We start from the raw sequence: 19,543 nt of genomic DNA on the forward strand, positions 1-19,543 counted from the left end.
TCTGGCCGGGCACCGTCAGCCCGGACCCGGGCAGTTACGCGATCGCCCGCCGGGCGGCGCGGGTCCCGGGGTGGGGGCGGCCCGCGCCTGCCCGGTCACCGGCTCACTCCAGGACCGGCAGAAGTTCCGGCAGGTGGCCGTCGGAGGCGGTGGCCGCCCGCTGCCGTTCCTCGGGGACCTCGCCGTAGACGGTGGTGCGGGGCCTGGCCGGGCGGCCGGCCGCCTCGGCGACCGCGATGAGGTCCTTGACGGACTTGTAGGAGCCGTAGGAGGAGCCCGCCATGCGGGAGATGGTCTCCTCCATCAACGTGCCGCCCAGGTCGTTCGCGCCGGAGCGCAGCATCTGAGCCGCACCCTCCGTGCCCAGCTTGACCCAGCTGGTCTGGATGTTGGGGATGTGGGGGTGGAGGAGGAGGCGGGCCATCGCGGTGACCGCCCGGTTGTCCCGCATGGTCGGGCCGGGGCGGGCGATGCCCGCGAGGTAGACGGGCGCGTTGGTGTGCACGAACGGCAGCGTCACGAACTCGGTGAAGCCGCCCGTCTGCTGCTGGATGCGGGCCAGCGTGCGCAGGTGCCCGAGCCAGTGCCGGGGCTGGTCCACATGGCCGTACATCATCGTGGAGGACGAGCGGATGCCCAGCTCGTGGGCGGTGGTGACGACCTCGATCCAGGTGGCCGTGGGCAGCTTGCCCTTGGTGAGGATCCAGCGGACCTCGTCGTCGAGGATCTCCGCGGCCGTGCCCGGGATGGTGTCCAGGCCCGCTTCCTTCGCGGCCGTCAGCCACTCGCGGATGGACAGGCCGGTGCGGGTGGCGCCGTTGACGACCTCCATCGGGGAGAAGGCGTGCACGTGCATGCCGGGCACGCGCTCCTTGACCGCCCGCGCGATGTCGAAGTACGCCGTGCCGGGCAGGTCCGGGTGGATGCCGCCCTGCATGCACACCTCGACCGCGCCCACGTCCCACGCCTGCTGGGCGCGGTCGGCGACCTGCTCCAGGGAGAGGGTGTAGGCGTCGGCGTCGGTGCGGCGCTGGGCGAAGGCGCAGAAGCGGCAGCCGGTGTAGCAGACGTTGGTGAAGTTGATGTTCCGGGTGACGATGTACGTCACGTCGTCGCCGACCGCGCTCTTGCGGACGTCGTCGGCCACCCGGCACAGGGCGTCCAGCGCGGCCCCGTCGGCGTGCAGCAGGGCCAGGGCCTCGGCGTCGGTGAGCTTCGTCGGGTCGTCGGCGGCGGTGGTCAGGGCCTGGCGCACGTCGGTGTCGATGCGCTCGGGCGCCATGCCGGGGGCCGCGGCCTCGCGCAGGGCTCCCCAGTCGCCGTAGACCTCGTCGAAGTCGTCGCGGCGGTCGGCGGTGCGGCCCTCGGTGTCGATGGTGCGGTGCAGGTCGGTGCGGCCGCTGGCGGTGAAGACCTCCTCCGGCTCCTGCCAGGGGCGGCCCTCGACGGCGGCGTCCTCGCGGGCCAGGCCGGTGTCCGGGTCGGCCAGGGCGGTCACGTGCGGCAGCAGCCGCGGGTCCAGCCAGGGCTCGCCGCGGGTGACGAACTCCGGGTAGACGCAGAGCCGTTCGCGCAGTTCGAAGCCGGCCGCGCGGGACTTCTCGGCGAGCTGGTCGATCTGCGGCCAGGGGCGTTCGGGGTTGACGTGGTCGATGGTCAGGGGCGACACCCCGCCCCAGTCGTCGATGCCGGCCGCGATGAGCCGCTCGTACTCGCCGTCCACCAGGTTCGGCGGGGCCTGCAGGCAGGCGCTGGGGCCCATGATGTGGCGGGCGACGGCGACCGTGGCGACCAGGTCGTCCAGCTCGGCGTCCGGCATGCCGCGCATCGCCGTGTCCGGCTTGGCGCGGAAGTTCTGGATGATCAGCTCCTGGATGCCGTGGTAGGCCCGGGAGATCTTGCGCAGCGCGAACAGGGACTCCGCGCGTTCCTCGTAGGTCTCGCCGATGCCGATGAGGATCCCGGAGGTGAAGGGGACGGAGGAGCGGCCGGCGTCCTCCAGGACGCGCAGGCGGACGGCCGGTTCCTTGTCCGGGGAGCCGTGGTGCGGGCCGCCCGGCTCGGACCACAGGCGGGTCGCCGTGGTCTCCAGCATCATGCCCATGCTGGGCGCGACGGGCTTCAGACGCTGGAAGTCGGTCCAGGTCAGCACGCCGGGGTTGAGGTGGGGCAGCAGGCCGGTCTCCTCCAGGATGCGGATGGAGATGGCGCGGACGTAGGCGATGGTGTCGTCGTAGCCGTGCGCGTCCAGCCACTCGCGCGCCTCGGGCCAGCGGTCCTCCGGCTTGTCGCCGAGGGTGATCAGGGCTTCCTTGCAGCCGAGCGCGGCGCCCTTGCGGGCGATGTCGAGGACCTCGTCCGGCGACATGAACATCCCGTGCCCGGCGCGGCGCAGTTTGCCGGGCACGGTGACGAAGGTGCAGTAGTGGCACTTGTCCCGGCACAGCCGGGTCAGCGGAATGAAGACGCTCTTGGAGTAGGTGATGACGCCGGGGCGGCCGGCGGCCTTCAGGCCCGCGTCCCGTACCCGGGCGGCGGAGGCGGCGAGGTCGTCGAGGTGTGCGCCGCGGGCCTGGAGCAGCACCGCCGCCTCGGCGACGTCGAGGGCGACGCCGTCCCGGGCACGTTTCAGGGCGCGACGCAGGGAGTTCTCGGTGGGGCCGGTTCCGGAGGTCGCGGAAGTCGTCATCCTTCGAGCATACGGAGAGGGTGATCGCTTGGCGGGGGCGGCGCCGGGGCCGTTCGCGTGCCCGCGGCCCGGCGGACCGGGGCCGTCACCGCGAGGGAGCCGCCGGGGCGGGTCGTCACAGTGGGCGAGCCGTCGCCGCGGATGGCTGCCGTGGTGGGGTCACCGCCGCTGCCCCGGCGGGGCGGGGCTGCCGCGTCGGTGACCCGGCCCGGTGGGGCGGGCGCTGCGGAGAGGTTGTGGGGGCCGTGTGAGGCCGCGCGCGACGCGCTGTGATCGCGGTCTCCCGCGGCTGACGCATCTGCCATGAACAAGGCAAACTGGCCTCCTGGTTGGTGAAGGGTTCGGTTACGGGGGGCCAGGGGGCAGCGATGGACGGTGTACCGCGAGTGCCTGAGCAGCGGGTGCCCGAGCAGTCGGCGCCGCTGCGCTTCGGCGTACTCGGCCCGGTGCGCGCCTGGCGCGGCGAGGAACCGCTGCCCACCGGATCGCCCCAGCAACGCGCCCTGCTCGCCGCGCTGTTGCTGCGCGAGGGCCGCACCGCCACCGCGGCCGAGCTGATCGACGCGCTGTGGGGCGAGGAACCGCCCGCGCGGGCGCTGGCCGCACTGCGGACGTACGCCTCCCGGCTGCGCAAGGTGCTCGATCCCGGCGTGCTGGTCAGCGAGTCCGGCGGCTACGCCGTGCGCGGGCTGGGCGAGGGTGCCCTGGACCTGGCGGCGGCGCAGGACCTGGCCGCCGCCGCGGACAAGGCCCGCGCGGCCGGCGACCTCGGCGGCGCGCGCACCGCGCTGCGCCGCGCCCTGGAGCTGTGGGACGGCGAGCCCCTGGCCGGGGTGCCGGGCCCGTACGCCGAGGCGCAGCGCGCCCGGCTGGAGGAGTGGCGGCTGCAACTCCTGGAGTCCCGCCTGGACATGGACCTGGAGCAGGGCTGCCACGCGCAGGCCGTCTCCGAACTGACGGCCCTGACGGCGGCCCACCCCCTGCGGGAGCGGCTGCGCGAACTGCTCATGCTCGCCCTGTACCGCAGCGGCCGCCAGGCCGAGGCGCTCGCGGTGTACGCCGACACCCGCCGCCTGCTCGCCGACGAACTCGGCGTCGATCCGCGTCCGGAGCTGCGCGAGCTGCAGCAGCGCATCCTGCGCACCGACCCGGCCCTGGCCCGGCCGTCGGCGCCCGCCCCCGAGCCGGTCGCGGCCCCGGTGCGCCCGGCGCAACTGCCCGCCACCGTGCCGGACTTCACCGGACGGGCGTCCTTCGTCGTCGAGCTGAGCGAGGTGCTGGCCTCGGCCGAGGGCCGGGTGATGGCCGTATCGGCGCTGGCGGGCATCGGCGGCGTCGGCAAGACGACCCTGGCGGTGCACGTCGCCCACCAGGCGCGCGCCGCCTTCCCCGACGGCCAGCTGTACGTGGACCTGCAGGGCGCGGGTGCGCGCCCGGCCGAACCGGAGACGGTCCTCGGGTCCTTCCTGCGCGCCCTGGGCACGGCCGACTCGGCCGTCCCCGACTCGCTGGAGGAACGCGCCGCCCTGTACCGCTCCGTCCTGGACGGCCGCCGGGTCCTCGTCCTCCTCGACAACGCCCGCGACGCGGCCCAGGTCAGACCCCTGCTGCCGGGCACGGAGGGCTGCGCCGCACTCATCACCTCCCGCACCCGGATGGTCGATCTGGCGGGCGCCCACCTGGTCGACCTGGACGTGATGAGCCCGGAGGAGGCGCTGTCGCTCTTCACGAAGATCGTCGGCGCGGAGCGGGTGGGCAGCGAACGCGAGGCCGCGCTGGACGTGGTGGCCGCCTGCGGCTTCCTGCCCCTCGCGATCCGCATCGCGGCGTCCCGGCTGGCCTCGCGCAGGACGTGGACGGTCTCCGTCCTGGCGTCGAAGCTGGCCGACGAGCGCCGCCGCCTCGACGAACTCCAGGCCGGCGACCTCGCCGTCAAGGCCACCTTCGAACTGGGCTACGGCCAACTGGAGCCGGCCCAGGCCCGCGCCTTCCGCCTGCTGGGCCTGGCCGACGGCCCGGACATCTCCCTCGCCGCCGCGGCCGCCCTCCTGGACCTGCCGGTGGAGGAGACGGAGGACCTGCTGGAGTCCCTGGTGGACACCTCCCTGCTGGAGTCCGCCGCCCCCGGCCGCTACCGCTTCCACGACCTGGTCCGGCTCTACGCCCGCGCCTGCGCCGAACGCGACGAGCACCCGCCGAGCGAACGGGACGCGGCGATGTCGCGCCTGCTGGACTTCTACCTGGCCACCGCGGCAGGCGTGTACGCGAGCGAACGGCCGGGGGACCGGCTGGTGGACCACCTCACGCCCACGCAGTACCCCGGGCTGCGGTTCACCTCGCGCCACAGCGCCCGGGACTGGCTCTACACGGAAGCGAACTGCCTTCTGGCCACCGCCCGTCGGCACGCCGACCGCCCGGCCACCCTGGGCGCGGCCATCGACCTGCTCTGGGCCGCTCTGGACATCTCCGAGTCGGGAGCCAACTCCAAGGAGTACGAGACGACCGCCAGAACGCTGTTCGACGCGGCGCAACGGCTGGGGGTGGCCCGGATCTCGGCCCGGGCCCTGATGACCCTGGCCCACGCCCATGTCGACGGTGGCCGCTTCGATACGGCGGACCAGGAAGCCGAGCAGGTGATCCGTCTCGCCGAGGAGGCGGACGATCTGCTGCCGGTGTGCTGGGCCCGCAACGCGCGCGGCATCATCGCGCTCTACCAGGGACGCCACGCGGACGGCGAAGAGCATCTGTGCGAAGCCATCCGTCACTTCCGGCTCCTGGGCGATCGCCCGGGCGAGGCCAGTGCCCTGTGCAACCTGTCCCGCATCCACCTGGCGACCGGCCGGACCCGCAGCGCCGTGGACCTCGCCCAGCAGGGCATCGGCATCTACGACGCCATGGGCAACTCCATGCGGGGGGCGAACGGCCGGTACGCCCTGGGCATGGCCCTCACCCAGAGCGGCCGGCTCGACTCCGCGGCGAGCACACTGCACGAGGCGCTGAGCGTCTTCCGCGACAGCCGGCAGCGGCTGTGGGAAGGCATGACCCTGTTCCGGCTGGCGGAAGTGGACCTGGCCGCGCGGCGCCCGGGACACGCCGCCGCCAACGCCGAACTGGCCCTGACGGTGCTGCGCGGAATCGGTGGTGAGTGGCGGCGCGGCAACGTGCTCACCGTGCTCGGGCACGCCCTGGCCGGCATCGGCCAGACGGACCGCGCCCAGGTGTGCTGGCGGGAAGCCCTGCACATCTACGAAAGCCTCGGCTCCCCGGAGGCGTCCGCCGTACGGGAGTTGCTCAGCCCCGTCCAGGCGGCGTGACGCGACGAGGCGCCCCCGTCGGGCCGTTCATCGTTCGTTTATCGCCTCGCGCCATGCTCGACTCAGTTGACCCGCCACGTCGGGGGGCGGACGGGTCACCGCGGGAGGCGACACACCCACGAACTAGTGTGAGCGCCCCAAGAAGGTCCGTCCGGTCACCCTCGGGGGAGTGACCGGACGGACCTCGCCGCCCCAGACGAACACACCAAGTGGAGCAAGGACCATGAGCGACGAGTCGGTCATCAAGCCGCAGGACATGCACGCAACCGGCACCACGGACAGCGCCGCCGCGGCCGACGCCGCTCAGTCCGCGGACGGTGACGTCACCACCCAGGACATGCACGCCACCGACGAGCCGATCACCACCAAGGACATGCACGCCACGGCGGAACCCTTCAAGCCGACCAAGTAGGCATCCCTGGCACGGGGGACCGGCCGCGACGACGCCGAGGGGGGAGTCGTCGCGGCCGAGGCGTTTCGGGCGGCACCCCGGCGCCCGCCGCCCTCACGCTCCCGGGGCGGGGTGCACGGTGATGCCGTTGCGTTCCAGGAGGGCCGCCGTCACGCCGTCTCCCGCGACCAGTTCGCCGGTGAACGAGCCGTCGTGGACCGTGCCGCGCCCGCAGGAGGGGCTGCGGGGCATCAGCACCGCCTCCGTGCAGCCCGCGGCGCGGGCCGCGGCCAGGGCGCGGTGGGCGCCGGCCACGAACTCCTCCGTCACGTCCCGGCCGGTGTCCTCCACGACCCGCGCCGTCCCGTCGAGCACGTCGTGCCCGTCGCCGCCCACCAGCTCCGCGGGCCGCCGCGGCGTGGGCAGTCCGCCCGCCACCTCCGGGCAGAAGGAGACGACGCGGCGGCCGGAGACCGTGTCCTGCAGTTCCGGCGACAGCTTGTGGCGCCCGTCGAACCGGCACGGCACCCCGCGCAGGCACGCGCTGACCAGGATCGCTTCCATGCCGCCAGGCTAACTGCGGCCGGGTCGACCAGCGGGCGTCAGGAGGTGGGGGGAGCCGTCGGGTCGAGGTCGCAGTGGTGCACACGGCCCGCCTGCCGGGCCGGTACTTTCGGGGCGACACGGACGGTCGTCGTGCTGTTCGCGGGCACCTCCGCCTCCAGGAGCCGGGAGGCGATCTCCTGGCCGCCGGCGCCGGTGAAGTCGACGGTCACCGCGAAGGTGCCGTCGACGTCGTTGGGGTTGGTGACCTCGACCGTCGCGTACGGCTTCTGCTGCGTCGCGCAGCTCACGAGCTTCGTCGTCGCGTCCTGAAGGTCCGTGGGGGTGCGGGTGGCGGTACTGTCGCCGCCGTCGCCGCCGGTGTCCGTGGAGTCCTCGTAGTCGTCGTAGTCGTCGTCCGTGTCGTCGCGGCTGTCGTGGTACGAGCCGCCGTACGAGCCGGAACCGCCGTACGAGCCCGAACTGCCGTACGTGTCCGGGTCGTTCTCCTTCGACACCCCGCCGCCACCCGTCGTCGACGCGTCGTGGTCCTGGCTGGAGCTGCTGCAGCCGCCGCCCCCGCCGCCGTGTCCGTGACCGCTGTGGCTGTGGCCGTGGCCGCGTGAGAAGCCCGTCAGAGCCAGGACCACCGTCGCCAGGACAGCCGTGAACCTCAGTGAGCGCCCCCGTATCCGCATGGGGTCACCTTATCCGGCGCTTATGGACCGTGGAATCCGGCGCTCACGGGCCGTGGAAACCGGCGCTCGCTTGCCCGTTGCCCCCTCGCGGCCGACCGCCGGGCCGGCCTCGCGTGGCGGGTGGCGCGCACGGCGCGTAGCGTCACGGGTGGGAGCGGTGACGGCAGCGCCACCGCCAGCAGGACCGACGGCCGCCGTCCGAGACCCTTCCGTGCATCCCGTACGACGGCCGTCACCCTCGCCGCGCGTCCGGCCGCTCAGGTCGTGCGCGCGGTGCCCGTGCCCTTCTCCGCGTCCAGGGCGTACACGCAGCGGTCCTTGCTGCAGGCGTACACCACCCCGTCGCGGACCACCGGGGAGCCGGTGATCTCGCCGCCGGTGGCGAGCTTCCAGCGCAGGCGGCCGTCGTCCGCCTTCAGCGTGTAGAGCAGGTGGTCGGTGGAGCCGAAGTGGATGCGGCCCTCGGCGACCGCCGGGGAGCCGACGACCTCGCCGCCCGCCTGGAAGCGCCACTTGGGGGTGCCGGTGACCGCGTCCAGGGTGTAGAGGCCGTTGCCGCTGCCGACGTGCACGTGGCCGGCCGCCACCAGCACCGGCTCGACGGCGGAGCGGGCCTCGGTGGCGATGCGCCAGCGATCGCGGCCGTCGGCGGCGTCCAGGGCGTAGACCGTGCCGAGGTAGTCGGCCAGGTAGATCCCGCCGCCCGTGACGGCGGGGCCGGGGGCGAAGGCGGGCGGGGGGGGGGAGACCCCGGGGGCCCCCAAGTGCCAGCGGGCGTGCCCGGCGGCCACGCCCCCGGCGGGGGCGCGGGGGCCCGCGGCGGCGGCGACGCCGCCCGCGGGGGCCGGGGGGGCCCGGGCGGGCCACCCCCCGCCGGAGGCCGCGGCCCCGCGCGGGGGAGGGCCGCCGGTGCCCCAGGCACGCTGGGCGGGGGTGGCGGAGTCCACACCGAGCAGGGCGCCGGTGGCGGTGTTGGCGATGCGGTAGGAGCCGTCACCGTTGGCCGTGAAGGTCCACGACTGCAGGGCGGAGCCGGTCGGGTGGGCCAGGGACGTGGTGGCGGTGCCGCCGCGCACCTGGGCCAGGACTCGGCCGTGGTCGCCGCTGATCCGGTAGGCCCGGCCGGAGGTGACGGGTGCGGCCGGGGCGGGGGAGTCGATGGTGACGTTCACGTACTCGCCGGAGGAACCGCCGGAGCAGCCGAAGGAGCAGTAGGAGCGGAACGACCTGCCGACGATGCCCGACGCCGTCTTGTTCACCGGGTCGAGGAACCAGCGGTACCAGGAGGCGTTGGTGTGGGCGCCCGTGTCACCGAGCAGCCGCCACTTCTGCGTGGCGAGGTCGTCGGTGGCGTAGAACTGCTGCGGTGCGTCCCCGCTCTGGTCCACCGCCTGCGGCTCGCCGATGTACAGCCCCAGGTGCGCGTCATAGGTGATGTCCATGACGAACAGGGGCGAGGTCGGGGGTGTCTTCCCGGCCGCCACCTGCTCGCTCACCGTGCCGGGGTTGTTCGGGTCGTACTCCTGCTCGGGCGGGGTGTACCCGGTGGGGTGCGTGGCGTCGACCGGCACCAGGTTGCTCTCCTGCCCGCCCACGCCGGGCTGCGACCAGGCGCCGTCGTACCACTTCCGCCAGGAGCCGGGCGCCATCTTCGCGGCGATCGGGGCGCGGGCCACGTGTGCGTGGAAGGCCTTCCAGCCGCCGCCCTTCTCCACGATCCGCGAGCCGTAGTAGACGTAGAAGTAGCCGGATGCGGTGTCGACGAACAGGCGCGGGTCGCCGTCGCCGTAGTGGTACGTGCGCTGCGGGAACGCCGCGGTGTCCCCACGGGTGGTGCTGTACGGCGAGGTGATGACGTGGTCCTTGATGGTCCAGGTGTGCCCCTGGTCCGTCGAGACGGCGTAGTCGATCGCGTCGTAGTGCAGGCCGTCACCGAAGGGCTGCGGGGTGAACTCGTTGTGCACCAGGCCGTACCAGTCGCCGGTGTCCGGGTCCACCCATACTCCGACCAGGTCGCAGTAGTTGCGCTGGGCGTAGCCCGACCCGGTGGGCGCGTAGGTGGCGCTGAGGCCGGTGGGGCTGTTGTTGCAGCGCCAGGTGGTGTCGTCGTTGCGGTCGCGGGAGTCGGCCGGGTTCACCGCGCCGCTCAGACCCGCGTCGCGGGTGGCGGAGTCGAAGTCCGGGCCGGTGAAGAACGTCCACCGGCGGCTGTCCTGGGCGCCGTAGAGGGCGTGGGCCTGCTGGAAGTGGAAGGTGCCGTCCTTGTCGAAGTAGGGGGCGGCCGGGGTGTCGTCGGGGTGCGTCCAGGAACCCTTGCCGCCGACGGTCACCGTGTAGGCCGAGCCTGCCGCGCCGGCCGTGCTGCCCGCGCCTGCCACACCTGCCGTGCCGACCGCCGCAGCGGCGGGGCCGGTGAGCGCCCCGCCGCCGGCCAGGGCCAGAGCGGCCGCGACGAGCGCCCCGGCCAGTTTCCGCCGGCTCCTGCGGTTCGTCCGGTCTCTGTGGTTCTGCCGAGAAGTTGACACACGTGCTCCTTGCTCGGGATGGACGGGGGCCGGCCCCGGGCCGGCCGGCGCGACCCGCGCGCCGGGCCCCGCCCGGGGTGGTGCGTCAGTCGAACGTCTCGACGTACTCCTCGGGCGGTCCGAGCCGCGGCCGGTCGCACAGGGCGAGGCGGTCGCCGAACCGTTCGAGCTCCAGGACGGTGAGCGTGTTCTCACCGCCGCGCAGCAGGGGAGCGGGCAGGTACAGCGTGGTCTGCGGTCCGATCTCCCAATACCGGCCCAGCAGCGTGTCGTTGACCCAGACGAAGCCCTTGCCGAACCCGGGCAGGGCGAGGAAGGTGTCGGCCGGCTCGTCCACCGTCAGCCGGGCGGTGGCGAAGCCCGCCCGGCTGTCGCCGGGCGCCGCCGATACGGCCCGCGCGAGGTGTCGCGGCCCCCACTCGTCCAGCGGCGGCCGGTACATGGTCCAGTGGGGCCCCAGCCGGCGCTCCGCGCGCACCCCGCCGAGGATGCCCTTGCCCTGCCCGAGCAGCGGGCCGTAGTTGATCCGGCCCTGGTTCTCCACCAGCAGCTCCAGCCGGACGCGCGCTCCCCGGCCCGGCACGGTGAACGAGGCGGTCTCGCGGTCCAGTACGGCGACGGGAGCGCCGTCGACGAACACCTGGGCGCGGTCGTGCAGTTGGGTGACGGTCAGCTCCTGGCGGCCCGGCGGCAGGAGCGGCTCGGCGGCGTACAGCACCAGCCCGCGGGCCAGGCCCAGTTCCTCGAAGCTCAGCGGCAGGGGCGCCCGGACCGGCTGCGCCGCCGCGCGCAGCGCGGGCAACAGCGCGGCGTTGCGGGTCACCTCCAGCGTGCGGGGTGCCAGCAGCGGGGGATCGGCCGGTGGCGCGGGGATCTCGGTCCCCGGACCCCGGTAGGCGGCCAGTTTCTCCCGCAGGGCGTGGAACTTCGGGGTGAGCGCGCCGTGTTCGGCGATCGGCGCGTCGGAGTCGTAGCTGGTGACGGTCGGCCGCAGTGCCTCGCCGTCGTGGTTGGCACCGGCCCACAGGCCGAAGTTGGTGCCGCCGTGCGCCATGTACAGGTTCACCGAACCGCCCGCGTCGAGGATCTCGCCCACGGTCTCGGCCGCACCCGCGGCGGAGCGGACGTGGTGCTTCTCGCCCCAGTGGTCGAACCAGCCGTTCCAGAACTCCGCGCAGAAGAACGGTTCGCCGGGGCGGCGGGAGCGCAGGAGCGCCGCCGCGTCGGCCGGGCGGGAGCCGAGCGTGGCCGCCGCGAGGTGCCCGGGCACCGTGCCGCCGTCCTGCATGAGCGGCGTCGGCCCGTCGGCCGTGTACAGCAGCTCGGTGATCCCCCGCTCGACCAGGGCGTCGCGCACCCGGCGGACGTAGGCGTGGTCGTCGCCGTGACTGCCGTACTCGTTCTCGATCTGCACGGCCACCACCGGCCCGCCCCGGCCGGCCTGCAGGGCGGCGATACGCGGGATCAGCTCGTCGAACCAGCGCCCGACCGCCTGAAGGAAGGGGCCGTGGCACGTGCGCAGGCGCATGCCGGGGATGCCGGTCAGCCAGGCGGGCAGCCCGCCGTTGTCCCACTCGGCGCAGATGTACGGTCCCGGGCGCACGACGAGGTCCAGGCCCTGCTCCTGGACGAGCCGGGCGAAGCGGGCCAGGTCGCGCCACCCGTCGAAGCGGACCTCGCCGGGCACGCGCTCGTGGAAGTTCCACGGCACGTAGGTGTCCACGGTGTTCAGGCCGAGCGCCGCCAGCCGCCGCAGCCGGTCGGCCCACTGGTCCGGGTGGACCCGGAAGTAGTGCAGCGAACCGGCCAGCACGCGGTGCGGCCGTCCGGCGCGCAGGAACACGCCGTCGGAGAAGGTCAGCAGGGGGCGCGCCGTACGGGGACCGGCGATGTGATCGATGCCGTCCCGTCGGTGGACCTGGCGCACGGCTTCTCCTGGATGCTGGGAGCGGATCGCCGGCCGCCACTATGGCAGAGAATGTTATCGATGCCAACAGGTCGCGTCCGAGGGGTGCGCGGTGGGGCGCGACGCCTGCAGAGGGACTGCTGACGGACTGGTGACGGCCTGCAAACGGCCTGCGCAGGGGGTGCGCGCGTCCTGCGGACCAGCCGGTCGGCAGCGTCCGGGAGGCGGCGGGAGAAGCGGCGGCGCGGCGCCTGCCGGGGCAGCGAGGCACCGTCTTTGTGGGCGATACCATCGACTCCCGCCAGTGAGGAAGGACCCCATGACGCAGCACAAGGGTGGCGGCGGGCGGCCGCCGGCGATGGCCGACGTGGCCCGCCTCGCCGGGGTGTCGGCGCAGACCGTGTCCCGGGCGCTGTCCGGGCATCCCAACGTCCAGGACAGGACGCGGGCCAAGGTCCTGGCGGCGGTCGAACAGCTCGGCTACCGCCGCAACAACGCCGCCCGCATGCTGTCCTCGGGACGCAGCCGGACCATCGGCGTGGTGAGTCTGCAGACCACCTCCTACTCGCGGGCCGCCGTCTCCTTCGGCATCGAGCACGCGGCCCGGGCCGCCGGGTACATGGTCAGCACGGCCACCACCGCCTCGCTGGACACCGCCGCCCTCGAGGCCGCCCTGTCCCGGCTCGCCGACCAGGGCGTCGAGGGCGTCATCCTGTCGGTGCCGCTGATCCACACCAGCCCGCGGATCGAACAGCTCACCCGGGCCGTGCCCACCATCACCATCGACGGCTCCCGCACCGACGCCACCGAGGTGGTGGCCGTGGACCAGGCGCTGGGCGCCCGGCTGGCCACCCGCCACCTGCTGGACCTCGGCCACGACACCGTCTGGCACGTCGCGGGCCCCGAGGAGTGGCTGGAGGCGGCGGCCCGGCGCGACGGCTGGCGCGCGACCCTCGAGGAGGCCGGCCGGACCGCGCCGCCGCCCCTGGAGGGCGACTGGTCGCCGGCCTCCGGCTACCGCAACGGGCTGATCCTGGCCCGCATCCCGGAGGTCACGGCGGTGTTCGTGGCCAGTGACGAGATGGCGTTCGGCGTGATCAGAGGGCTGCACGAGATGGGCCGGCGGGTCCCGCGGGACATCTCCGTCGTCGGCGTCGACGACATCGAGCTGGCGGCGTACTGCACTCCGCCGCTGACCACGGTCGCCCAGCCGTTCGGCCGCATGGGTGCGCTCGCGGTGGCCCATCTGCTGCGGCACATCGCCGACCCCGGCGCGCTGTCGGAACCGGAGTCGGTCGAGCCGCGGCTCGTCGTCCGGGCCAGCACGGCCGCGGCCGGCGGCCCGGCCCCACGGCACGGGAAGCCGTAGGGCGGGCCACCGGCACGGGACGCCCCGCAGGGCCGGGCCACCGGCGCGGTCGCGCACCGGGCGCGCCCGCCGGCCGGGCGCAGGGGAACGCGGTGCCCCCCGGTCGGGCGGGAGGCGAACCGCGCGTCCGCCGGTCAGGCGCAGTGGAACGTCGCGTCCGCCCAGTCGCCGTGGTCCCCGGACTTCGTGCCGTCGGTGTCGGTGACCACCAGATGCACGTGCCGCGCGCCGGCCAGCGGCACGTCCACCGGGACGGGGTCGGACCTGCCGCTGACGGTGGGCGAGGACCACACCGTCCTGCCGTCGGCGACGACCGAGAACGACACGCCGCCGTAGCCGTTGATCTCGTCGTCGATGCCGACCGTGGCGGTGAGCGCGGAGCACTGCCCGCCGAGCCAGAACTCGATGTCGGAGTCGGCGTGCGCGCCGATGCCCTTGGCGTAGGTGGTGCCGTTCAGGGTCAGGGTGTGGCCGTCGCCGGCGGCGGACTCGCCGTTGCTGCGGTCGCGTTCGGCCGGTCCGTAGCCGTTGGTGGCGTTCAGCCAGGGCAGGTCACTGGCGTGGACGTCGCCCTTGGGCGGGGCCGGCATGGTGCGCAGGGCCGCTCGTTCGGCGGTGACGCGGTCCTCACCGGCCGCGCGGTAGCGGGCGGTCGCGGTGAGCACCGTCTCGCCCGCCGCGGTGCCGGCCGGCGCGGTCACGGTGAACTCGGCCCGCGCCGTGCGCCCGGGCTCCACGCGGCCGAGGGGCCGCGCCGGGGAGACGGTCCAGCCGTCGGGGGCGGACAGCGACAGCTCGGTGGCGTCGGCGCCCGTCCGGCCGGCGGTGAAGCCCACCGTGACCTTCCCGGACATCCCGGCGCCGGTCTCCTCGGGCGGCGTGAGCGACACCGTGCCGCTCGCCCCGACGGCCTTGCCGCCCGCCGCGCTCGCCCCGTCCAGATCCAGCCGGAGCGCCCGGTCGGTGCTCAGCGAGCGGGTCTTGACCTGGACGACTCCGCCGCGGTCGGAGGCGTCGTACCACCAGCCCTGCCCCGCCGCGTCGAAGGCGGCCTTCGAGGTGAGCCGGGGCAGCGTCCGGCCGTCCAGGCGCACCTGGCCCGGCGCGGAACCGGTGTGCACGGTGAACCGGTAGGGCCGGCTCGTCTGCTTGCCCGCGTAGTCACCGACGGCGGCGCCCACCGCGATCCGCACCGCTCCCGCGCCGCGCTCCGGGGCGCTCACCGTCACCCGCTGCTCGGCGTACTTGCCGTCCCGGTGCTGCCGGGTCACGCCGTCGTCCTCGTACAGGGTGAAGGAGGTACGGCCCTGCGGGTAGACGTCCCAGGCCAGCGGGGAGTCGGGCGTGCGGTCCCGGTAGGACCTGATGCCGGGCCACATCGGGATCGACGCGCCCGCCTTGACGAACAGCGGCAAGGTGTCCAGCGGCGCCCGGTAGCCGTCGACGGTGGCCGGCCCGTGATAGGTCCGCCCGGACCAGTAGTCGATCCAGTCGCCCTTGGGCAGGTAGATGCCGTCGCGCACGGTGGTGTCCGTGTAGACGGGCGCCACCAGGAAGTCCTCGCCGGTCAGGAACTCGTACTTGGCGGCGTCGCTCGCCGCCTCGGCGTCGTCGGGGTACTCCAGCGCCAGCGGCCGCACGGGCCCGACACCGGTGCGGTGCGCCTCGGCCGCGTACGTGTACATGTACGGCAGCAGGGATTCCTTCAGCTTCAGGTACGTGCGGTTGATGCCGGTGTAGGGCTCACCGTACTGGTACGGCTGCTTGTCCTGGGCGGCCCAGCCGTCCATCGTCATCACGGCCGGCAGGAACGCCTTCCACTGCAGGTCGCGGGTGTAGGTCTTGGCGCTGCCGCCGAAGATGCCGTCCACGTCACCGGTCGTGTAGGCCAGGCCCGACATGGTGGCACCGGCGTACGTCGGTATCTGCCAGCGGATGTAGTCCCAGCCGCCGGACTGGTCGCCGCTCCACTGCACGCCGCAGCGCTGCGCGCCGGACCAGCTCTCCGGCGCCCAGGTGAAGCCGCGCGCGTCGCTGTTGTCCTCGATGCCCCGGTACGCCGCCTTGCAGCCGTCCAGGGCGAACTTGTAGCCGTCGCCCACCCAGGCCACGTCCAGCTTCGCCACCCGCTGGCCCGCCTTGACCTGGTCGGCCAGCTTGTCCAGGCCGTCCTCGGTCCACAGGCCCATCTGCATCTTGCGGTCGCCGAGGCCCTTGGCGGTCTCGGCGAGGTTCTCGTAGCCGCAGCCGTAGCCGTCGTTGACGAGCATCCAGCCCAGCGGCATGTCGTTCTCGACGTAGTCGTCGGCGATCTTCAGGGCGTCCAGGGTGTGCCGTTCGCCGCGGTTGGCGTTGTGCAGGTAGCAGTCGGAGTCGCCGATCTCCAGGCCGTAGACCGGCGGCAGCATGGGGCGGCCGGTGAGCTCGGTGTACCGGCCGATGACGTCCTTGGCGGAGTTCCCGGCGAAGTAGTAGGCGTCGAACCGCCTCTCCTGCTCGGTGGTGGTGACCGGGTCGGTGAAGGCGTAGGTGCCGGGCGCGTAGGTGTTGCGGTAGACGCCGTAGCCGGCCGACGACAGGTAGAACGGCACCGAGTTGGGGTGGCCGCCCTCGTTCCAGTCGTAGTCGACGCCGACCTTCAGGGTCCGGCCGCGCTGCGAGGTGTTGCCGCTGCCGTTCTGCTCGCCGGTGCCGTAGAACTGCTCGTCGGCGCCGCGCGCCAGGGTCTGGGTGGTGGAGGTGGCGTCCCAGCTGAGGCCGCGGCTCTCCTCCCACAGCCGGGTGCCGTCGGCGCGGTACAGGGCGAACCGGAGCGGCGACCTGTACACCCGCAGCGTCACCTGGTCCGTGGACAGCTCGTAGCGGTCGCCGCGGTCGGCCCAGCGGGTGGCAGGCGGCGCGCCCTGCGGCAGCACGATGTCGGTGCCGACGGGGTCGGTGAACGTGCCGTCGGGCGCCGCCTCGATGCGGAAGGTGTCCGCCGAGACGAAGCTGACCCGGGCCTTCGCCGTGCCCGCCGTGAAGGTGTAGACGGCGCCGGAGCGGGCGAAGCCGGTGACCGCGCCGATCACGGTCGGACTGCCGGCGGTGGCGGCCGGCGCGGCCGCGGCCGGCAGCGCCGGTCCGACCTGCCCGGCCAGCGCCGCGCACAGGGCCGCCGCGGCCAGCACCGGCCCTCGGCGACGGTGGGCCTTGCGTCTGCGGGGTGGAGCGGTCATGTCGATCCCTTCGCACACGTCGATCGGCGTGGGGCGGGCACTGCCCCGGACCCGGGCCGGGCTCGGTCACAGCGCGGGCGGACGGCACGGCCCGCTGGTGCGTGCACGCGCCCGCCGGTGCGTGTCGGGCTCGTGCGTGAACGTGCTTGATACGCCGCTGAATCAAGCACGTTCGATCACGCGCAGCAGGTATAGCGCACCGCCGCCGCCGTGACCAGAGTGCGTGCGGAGCGAAGGCGCGCCCGGCGGGACGCACAAGGCCGGCCCCCACCGGACGGTGACGGTGGGGGCCGGCCTGCGGGAGCGGTGGAGACCTACGGGGTGACGACCTTGCCGCCGAAGGTGACGACCAGGGTGCCGGAGGACGAGAACGACCAGCCCAGAGCGCCGGAGTAGGACGAGCAGCGCGAGCCGTTGGTGCCGGCCCAGAACTGGTTCGAGCCGTCGGCGTCCCCGACCGTCTTGTCGTTGGAGCCGTCCACGGCGAACCGGCAGGAGGTGTCGTCGCGGAACACCGACGTGCCCTTGTCGAAGGAGAAGTTGCGTTCGGCGTTGTCGATGCCGACGTTGTTCGAGACGGTCATCGAGCCGGGGTTGCTGTTGTAGGTGAACCCGTGGTGGCCGTTGCGGTAGGCGATGTCGTGCCGCACCACGTGGTTCACCGGGATGTCGTCGCCGCCGAGCTTGTAGCCGTTGCGGTCGCCGCTGGCGTTCTGGGTGCCGTCGCTGAGCGTGCCGTTGCCGTAGGACAGGGAGTACTCGATGGTCACCGGGCCGATGGCGCCCGTGTCGGTCTTGGTGTAGAGGTCCCAGCCGTCGTCGATGTTGTGGTGCGAGACGTCGTAGCGGAAGACGTTGCCGGTGCCGGTGGTCAGCTTGGCGGCGAAGCCGTCGGCGTCCTCGCCGTCGGAGTCCGCGTTGTCGTGCGACTCCGAACTCACCACCAGGTTGTCGGACGGCCACTGGGAGCTGGGCGTGCTGGAGGAGATCCGGCCGAGCTGCAGGCCCGTGTCGCGGTTGTACGCCGTCACGGTGCGCTCGATGACGTTGTGGCTGCCGCCGACGAAGATCCCGTTGTCCCCCGCGTGCTGGACGGTGAGGCCGTACAGGTGCCAGTACGAGGCGTTGAGCTGGATGCCGCGGTCGGCGGAACTCTCGCTCTGGGCGGAGAAGTCCAGCACCGGCTTCTCGCCCGGATAGGCGGACAGGGTCGTCCGGGCGGAGGCGGTGCCGTCCTGGCCCTGCGGGACGGTCACCGTCTTGGCGAGCGCGTAGGTGCCGCCGCGCAGGTAGATGGTGCCGCCGGGGGCGATCCGGCTGATCGCCGAGGTCAGCGTCGTGGGCGCGGACTGGGTGCCCGCGGCGCCGTCGGTGCCGTTCGGCGCCACGTACAGCGTCGAGGCCGCCGCCTGGGACCGGGAGGGCGCGGAGGTGGCCTGCGCCGCGGTGCCGGACAGCGCGGCGAGGGCGCCGGCGAGCACGGCGGCGGACGCGATGAAGGGTCTCGACTGCATCGTTTCTCGTCTCCTGGTGGCAGATCGGGTGAGGGGATGTCTGTTCGGGACCGTGAACGGGCCCCGATGACAGACGCCGAACCATGGGAGGGAAAGCGCTTTCGGAGACGGTAAAGTGATTGCCGTGAACGCGTCAACGGTCTGTTACTTGATTCTTATTCACATACGTGGATAGCGGGCGGTGTCTGGGCGGGCGCGTCAGGCCGCCCGCTCGACCCGGAATCCGCCCGCGCCGTCGAACCGGACGCTGTACACGGCGTCGAAGCCGTCCGCCGGCTCCGGCCGGCGCAGCCGCCCGAGCGTGGCGTGGATGCCGACATCCGGGACACGGCCGCGGCCGGAGCGCGCCGCGTTGCGGCGCAGCGAGCCCGGCAGGTCCGGCGGGAACCAGTAGGCGAGGACGGCGGCGCCGGGCGCGCGCCCCTCCGCCACGAGCGGGCGCCACTCGTCGGGGGAGGGGTTGGTGTTGTCGACGGCCACCGAGCGGCCCGCCGCCAGGGCCTGGCCGACCAGCCGCATCTGCCGGGCCTGCTTGGCGCGGGCGCCGCGCGGGAAGAGGTCCTTGCTCACCAGCTCGAAGCGGTCGGCCAGGTGCCGGCGGTAGAACGTGGACTTGCCCGACGCCTGCAACCCCACCAGCACCGCCAGCTCGGTCACCGCGGGCTCACCCCGCTTCCGCGTTCAGCCCTCGGCCTTCTGCTCCGTGAAACTCCAGGCGTACTGCAGCCAGTCCGCCACCGTCACGGCGCCCAGCCCCGCGCACACCAGGCGCGCGGCCCGCGGCGCACACGCGTAACCGGCGGCCAGGGAGCCGGCCACCCATACCGAGGTGCAGAACGGGCACGACACCAGGTCGCCCACGGCGCGCCGCAGCCCGCCGCCGCGCGGCTCGTCCATGACCTCGCCGGCCGGGATCTCCTCCGTGCGGCGGGTGAAGGGGGCGCGCAGGAAACTGGTGACCTTGTCCTTGGTCAGCAGCCGGGAGGCCTTGAACGTGGCCGCGCCCAGCAGCGCGACGTCCCACGGCGGAACCCGGTCGGGCAGCCGTACCCCGCGCCGCCGGGCCACCGCCGCGAAGAGCGTGGCGCTCGCGGCGAATGTTCCCGCGAGCACGGCGTATCCGCCCAGGGGCACCTCGTCCCGCTCGTCGTAGGACCGCTCTCCGGCCGCCATGCGTAGCCTCCCTGCCGTGCCGATCCGCTCCGCGGACCCGCACCGAGTGCCCCGCTCGGAACCTGCCACACTCCTGGCCCTGGCCTGGTCCTGGTCGCCGGTCCGGTTGCCGTACCGGCAGCCCCGGTCACCGGTCCTGGTTACCGAATCCGGCTGCCGTACCGGCAGCCCCCGTCGCCGGCCCCACGCCACCGACGCCACGC

General features: G+C 73.7%; 12 protein-coding genes. 3 read left to right on the forward strand and 9 right to left on the reverse strand.

The window, feature by feature from the left end:
* Positions 1-103: 103 nt before the first annotated feature.
* Entirely contained in the window at positions 104-2,689 is a 2,586-nt protein-coding gene (locus GV126_RS29950) for a bifunctional FO biosynthesis protein CofGH (RefSeq protein WP_159672546.1), read from the reverse strand.
* 368 nt (positions 2,690-3,057) lie between these two features.
* On the opposite strand from GV126_RS29950, the gene afsR reads away from it, so the two are divergent.
* Positions 3,058-6,003, forward strand: a complete 2,946-nt coding sequence (gene afsR / locus GV126_RS29955; RefSeq protein ID WP_159672548.1) for an SARP-family global regulator AfsR — start codon at positions 3,058-3,060, stop codon at positions 6,001-6,003.
* A gap of 223 nt (positions 6,004-6,226) precedes the next feature.
* On the forward strand, positions 6,227-6,415 hold the full coding sequence (locus GV126_RS29960) for a hypothetical protein (RefSeq protein ID WP_159672550.1): 189 nt from the start codon (positions 6,227-6,229) through the stop codon (positions 6,413-6,415).
* A gap of 93 nt (positions 6,416-6,508) precedes the next feature.
* Here the strand turns inward: GV126_RS29960 and GV126_RS29965 are convergent, their stop codons facing one another.
* The 4 genes from GV126_RS29965 to GV126_RS29985 form a co-directional block, all read right to left on the reverse strand.
* Positions 6,509-6,958 (reverse strand): 2-thiouracil desulfurase family protein, encoded by a 450-nt coding sequence (locus GV126_RS29965; protein ID WP_159672552.1) that lies wholly within the window; start codon positions 6,956-6,958, stop codon positions 6,509-6,511.
* A gap of 38 nt (positions 6,959-6,996) precedes the next feature.
* A complete protein-coding gene (locus GV126_RS29970) occupies positions 6,997-7,635 on the reverse strand; it encodes a hypothetical protein (protein ID WP_159672554.1) in 639 nt (212 codons plus the stop codon).
* A 257-nt stretch (positions 7,636-7,892) separates the two neighbouring features.
* Positions 7,893-10,160, reverse strand: a complete 2,268-nt coding sequence (locus GV126_RS29980; protein WP_236570171.1) for an outer membrane protein assembly factor BamB family protein — start codon at positions 10,158-10,160, stop codon at positions 7,893-7,895.
* Positions 10,161-10,245: 85 nt separating this feature from the next.
* A complete protein-coding gene (locus GV126_RS29985; RefSeq protein ID WP_201299954.1) occupies positions 10,246-12,051 on the reverse strand; it encodes a glycoside hydrolase family 35 protein in 1,806 nt (601 codons plus the stop codon).
* 334 nt (positions 12,052-12,385) lie between these two features.
* On the opposite strand from GV126_RS29985, the gene GV126_RS29990 reads away from it, so the two are divergent.
* Positions 12,386-13,435 carry a LacI family DNA-binding transcriptional regulator gene (locus GV126_RS29990; protein ID WP_159672556.1) on the forward strand — a complete coding sequence of 350 codons (1,050 nt, stop codon included), beginning with the start codon at positions 12,386-12,388 and terminating at the stop codon, positions 13,433-13,435.
* Between the two features lie 134 nt (positions 13,436-13,569).
* On the opposite strand, the gene GV126_RS29995 is transcribed toward GV126_RS29990, so the two are convergent.
* From GV126_RS29995 to GV126_RS30010, 4 genes are all read right to left on the reverse strand, one after another.
* The gene (locus tag GV126_RS29995; protein ID WP_159672558.1) at positions 13,570-16,653 is read right to left on the reverse strand and encodes an NPCBM/NEW2 domain-containing protein; all 3,084 of its coding nucleotides are present in this window, start codon (positions 16,651-16,653) and stop codon (positions 13,570-13,572) included.
* 314 nt (positions 16,654-16,967) lie between these two features.
* Positions 16,968-18,167, reverse strand: coding sequence for a right-handed parallel beta-helix repeat-containing protein (locus GV126_RS30000; RefSeq protein WP_159672559.1), 1,200 nt, complete (start codon positions 18,165-18,167; stop codon positions 16,968-16,970).
* Between the two features lie 198 nt (positions 18,168-18,365).
* Positions 18,366-18,824: an ATP-binding protein gene (locus tag GV126_RS30005; protein WP_236570172.1), complete on the reverse strand. Its 459-nt coding sequence runs from the start codon at positions 18,822-18,824 to the stop codon at positions 18,366-18,368.
* 24 nt (positions 18,825-18,848) lie between these two features.
* Positions 18,849-19,340, reverse strand: coding sequence for a DUF1360 domain-containing protein (locus tag GV126_RS30010; RefSeq protein WP_159672561.1), 492 nt, complete (start codon positions 19,338-19,340; stop codon positions 18,849-18,851).
* Between the last annotated feature and the right edge of the window lie 203 nt (positions 19,341-19,543).

It is taken from the genome of Streptomyces mexicanus (genome assembly GCF_902506575.1).
Lineage (GTDB): Bacteria > Actinomycetota > Actinomycetes > Streptomycetales > Streptomycetaceae > Streptomyces > Streptomyces mexicanus.

Coding starts and splice junctions, on each gene's coding strand:
- GV126_RS29950 (WP_159672546.1), bottom strand. CDS start 2,689: ATGACGACTTCCGCGACCTCCGGAACCGGCCCCACCGAGAACTCCCTG.
- afsR (WP_159672548.1), top strand. CDS start 3,058: ATGGACGGTGTACCGCGAGTGCCTGAGCAGCGGGTGCCCGAGCAGTCG.
- GV126_RS29960 (WP_159672550.1), top strand. CDS start 6,227: ATGAGCGACGAGTCGGTCATCAAGCCGCAGGACATGCACGCAACCGGC.
- GV126_RS29965 (WP_159672552.1), bottom strand. CDS start 6,958: ATGGAAGCGATCCTGGTCAGCGCGTGCCTGCGCGGGGTGCCGTGCCGG.
- GV126_RS29970 (WP_159672554.1), bottom strand. CDS start 7,635: ATGCGGATACGGGGGCGCTCACTGAGGTTCACGGCTGTCCTGGCGACG.
- GV126_RS29990 (WP_159672556.1), top strand. CDS start 12,386: ATGACGCAGCACAAGGGTGGCGGCGGGCGGCCGCCGGCGATGGCCGAC.
- GV126_RS29995 (WP_159672558.1), bottom strand. CDS start 16,653: ATGACCGCTCCACCCCGCAGACGCAAGGCCCACCGTCGCCGAGGGCCG.
- GV126_RS30000 (WP_159672559.1), bottom strand. CDS start 18,167: ATGCAGTCGAGACCCTTCATCGCGTCCGCCGCCGTGCTCGCCGGCGCC.
- GV126_RS30010 (WP_159672561.1), bottom strand. CDS start 19,340: ATGGCGGCCGGAGAGCGGTCCTACGACGAGCGGGACGAGGTGCCCCTG.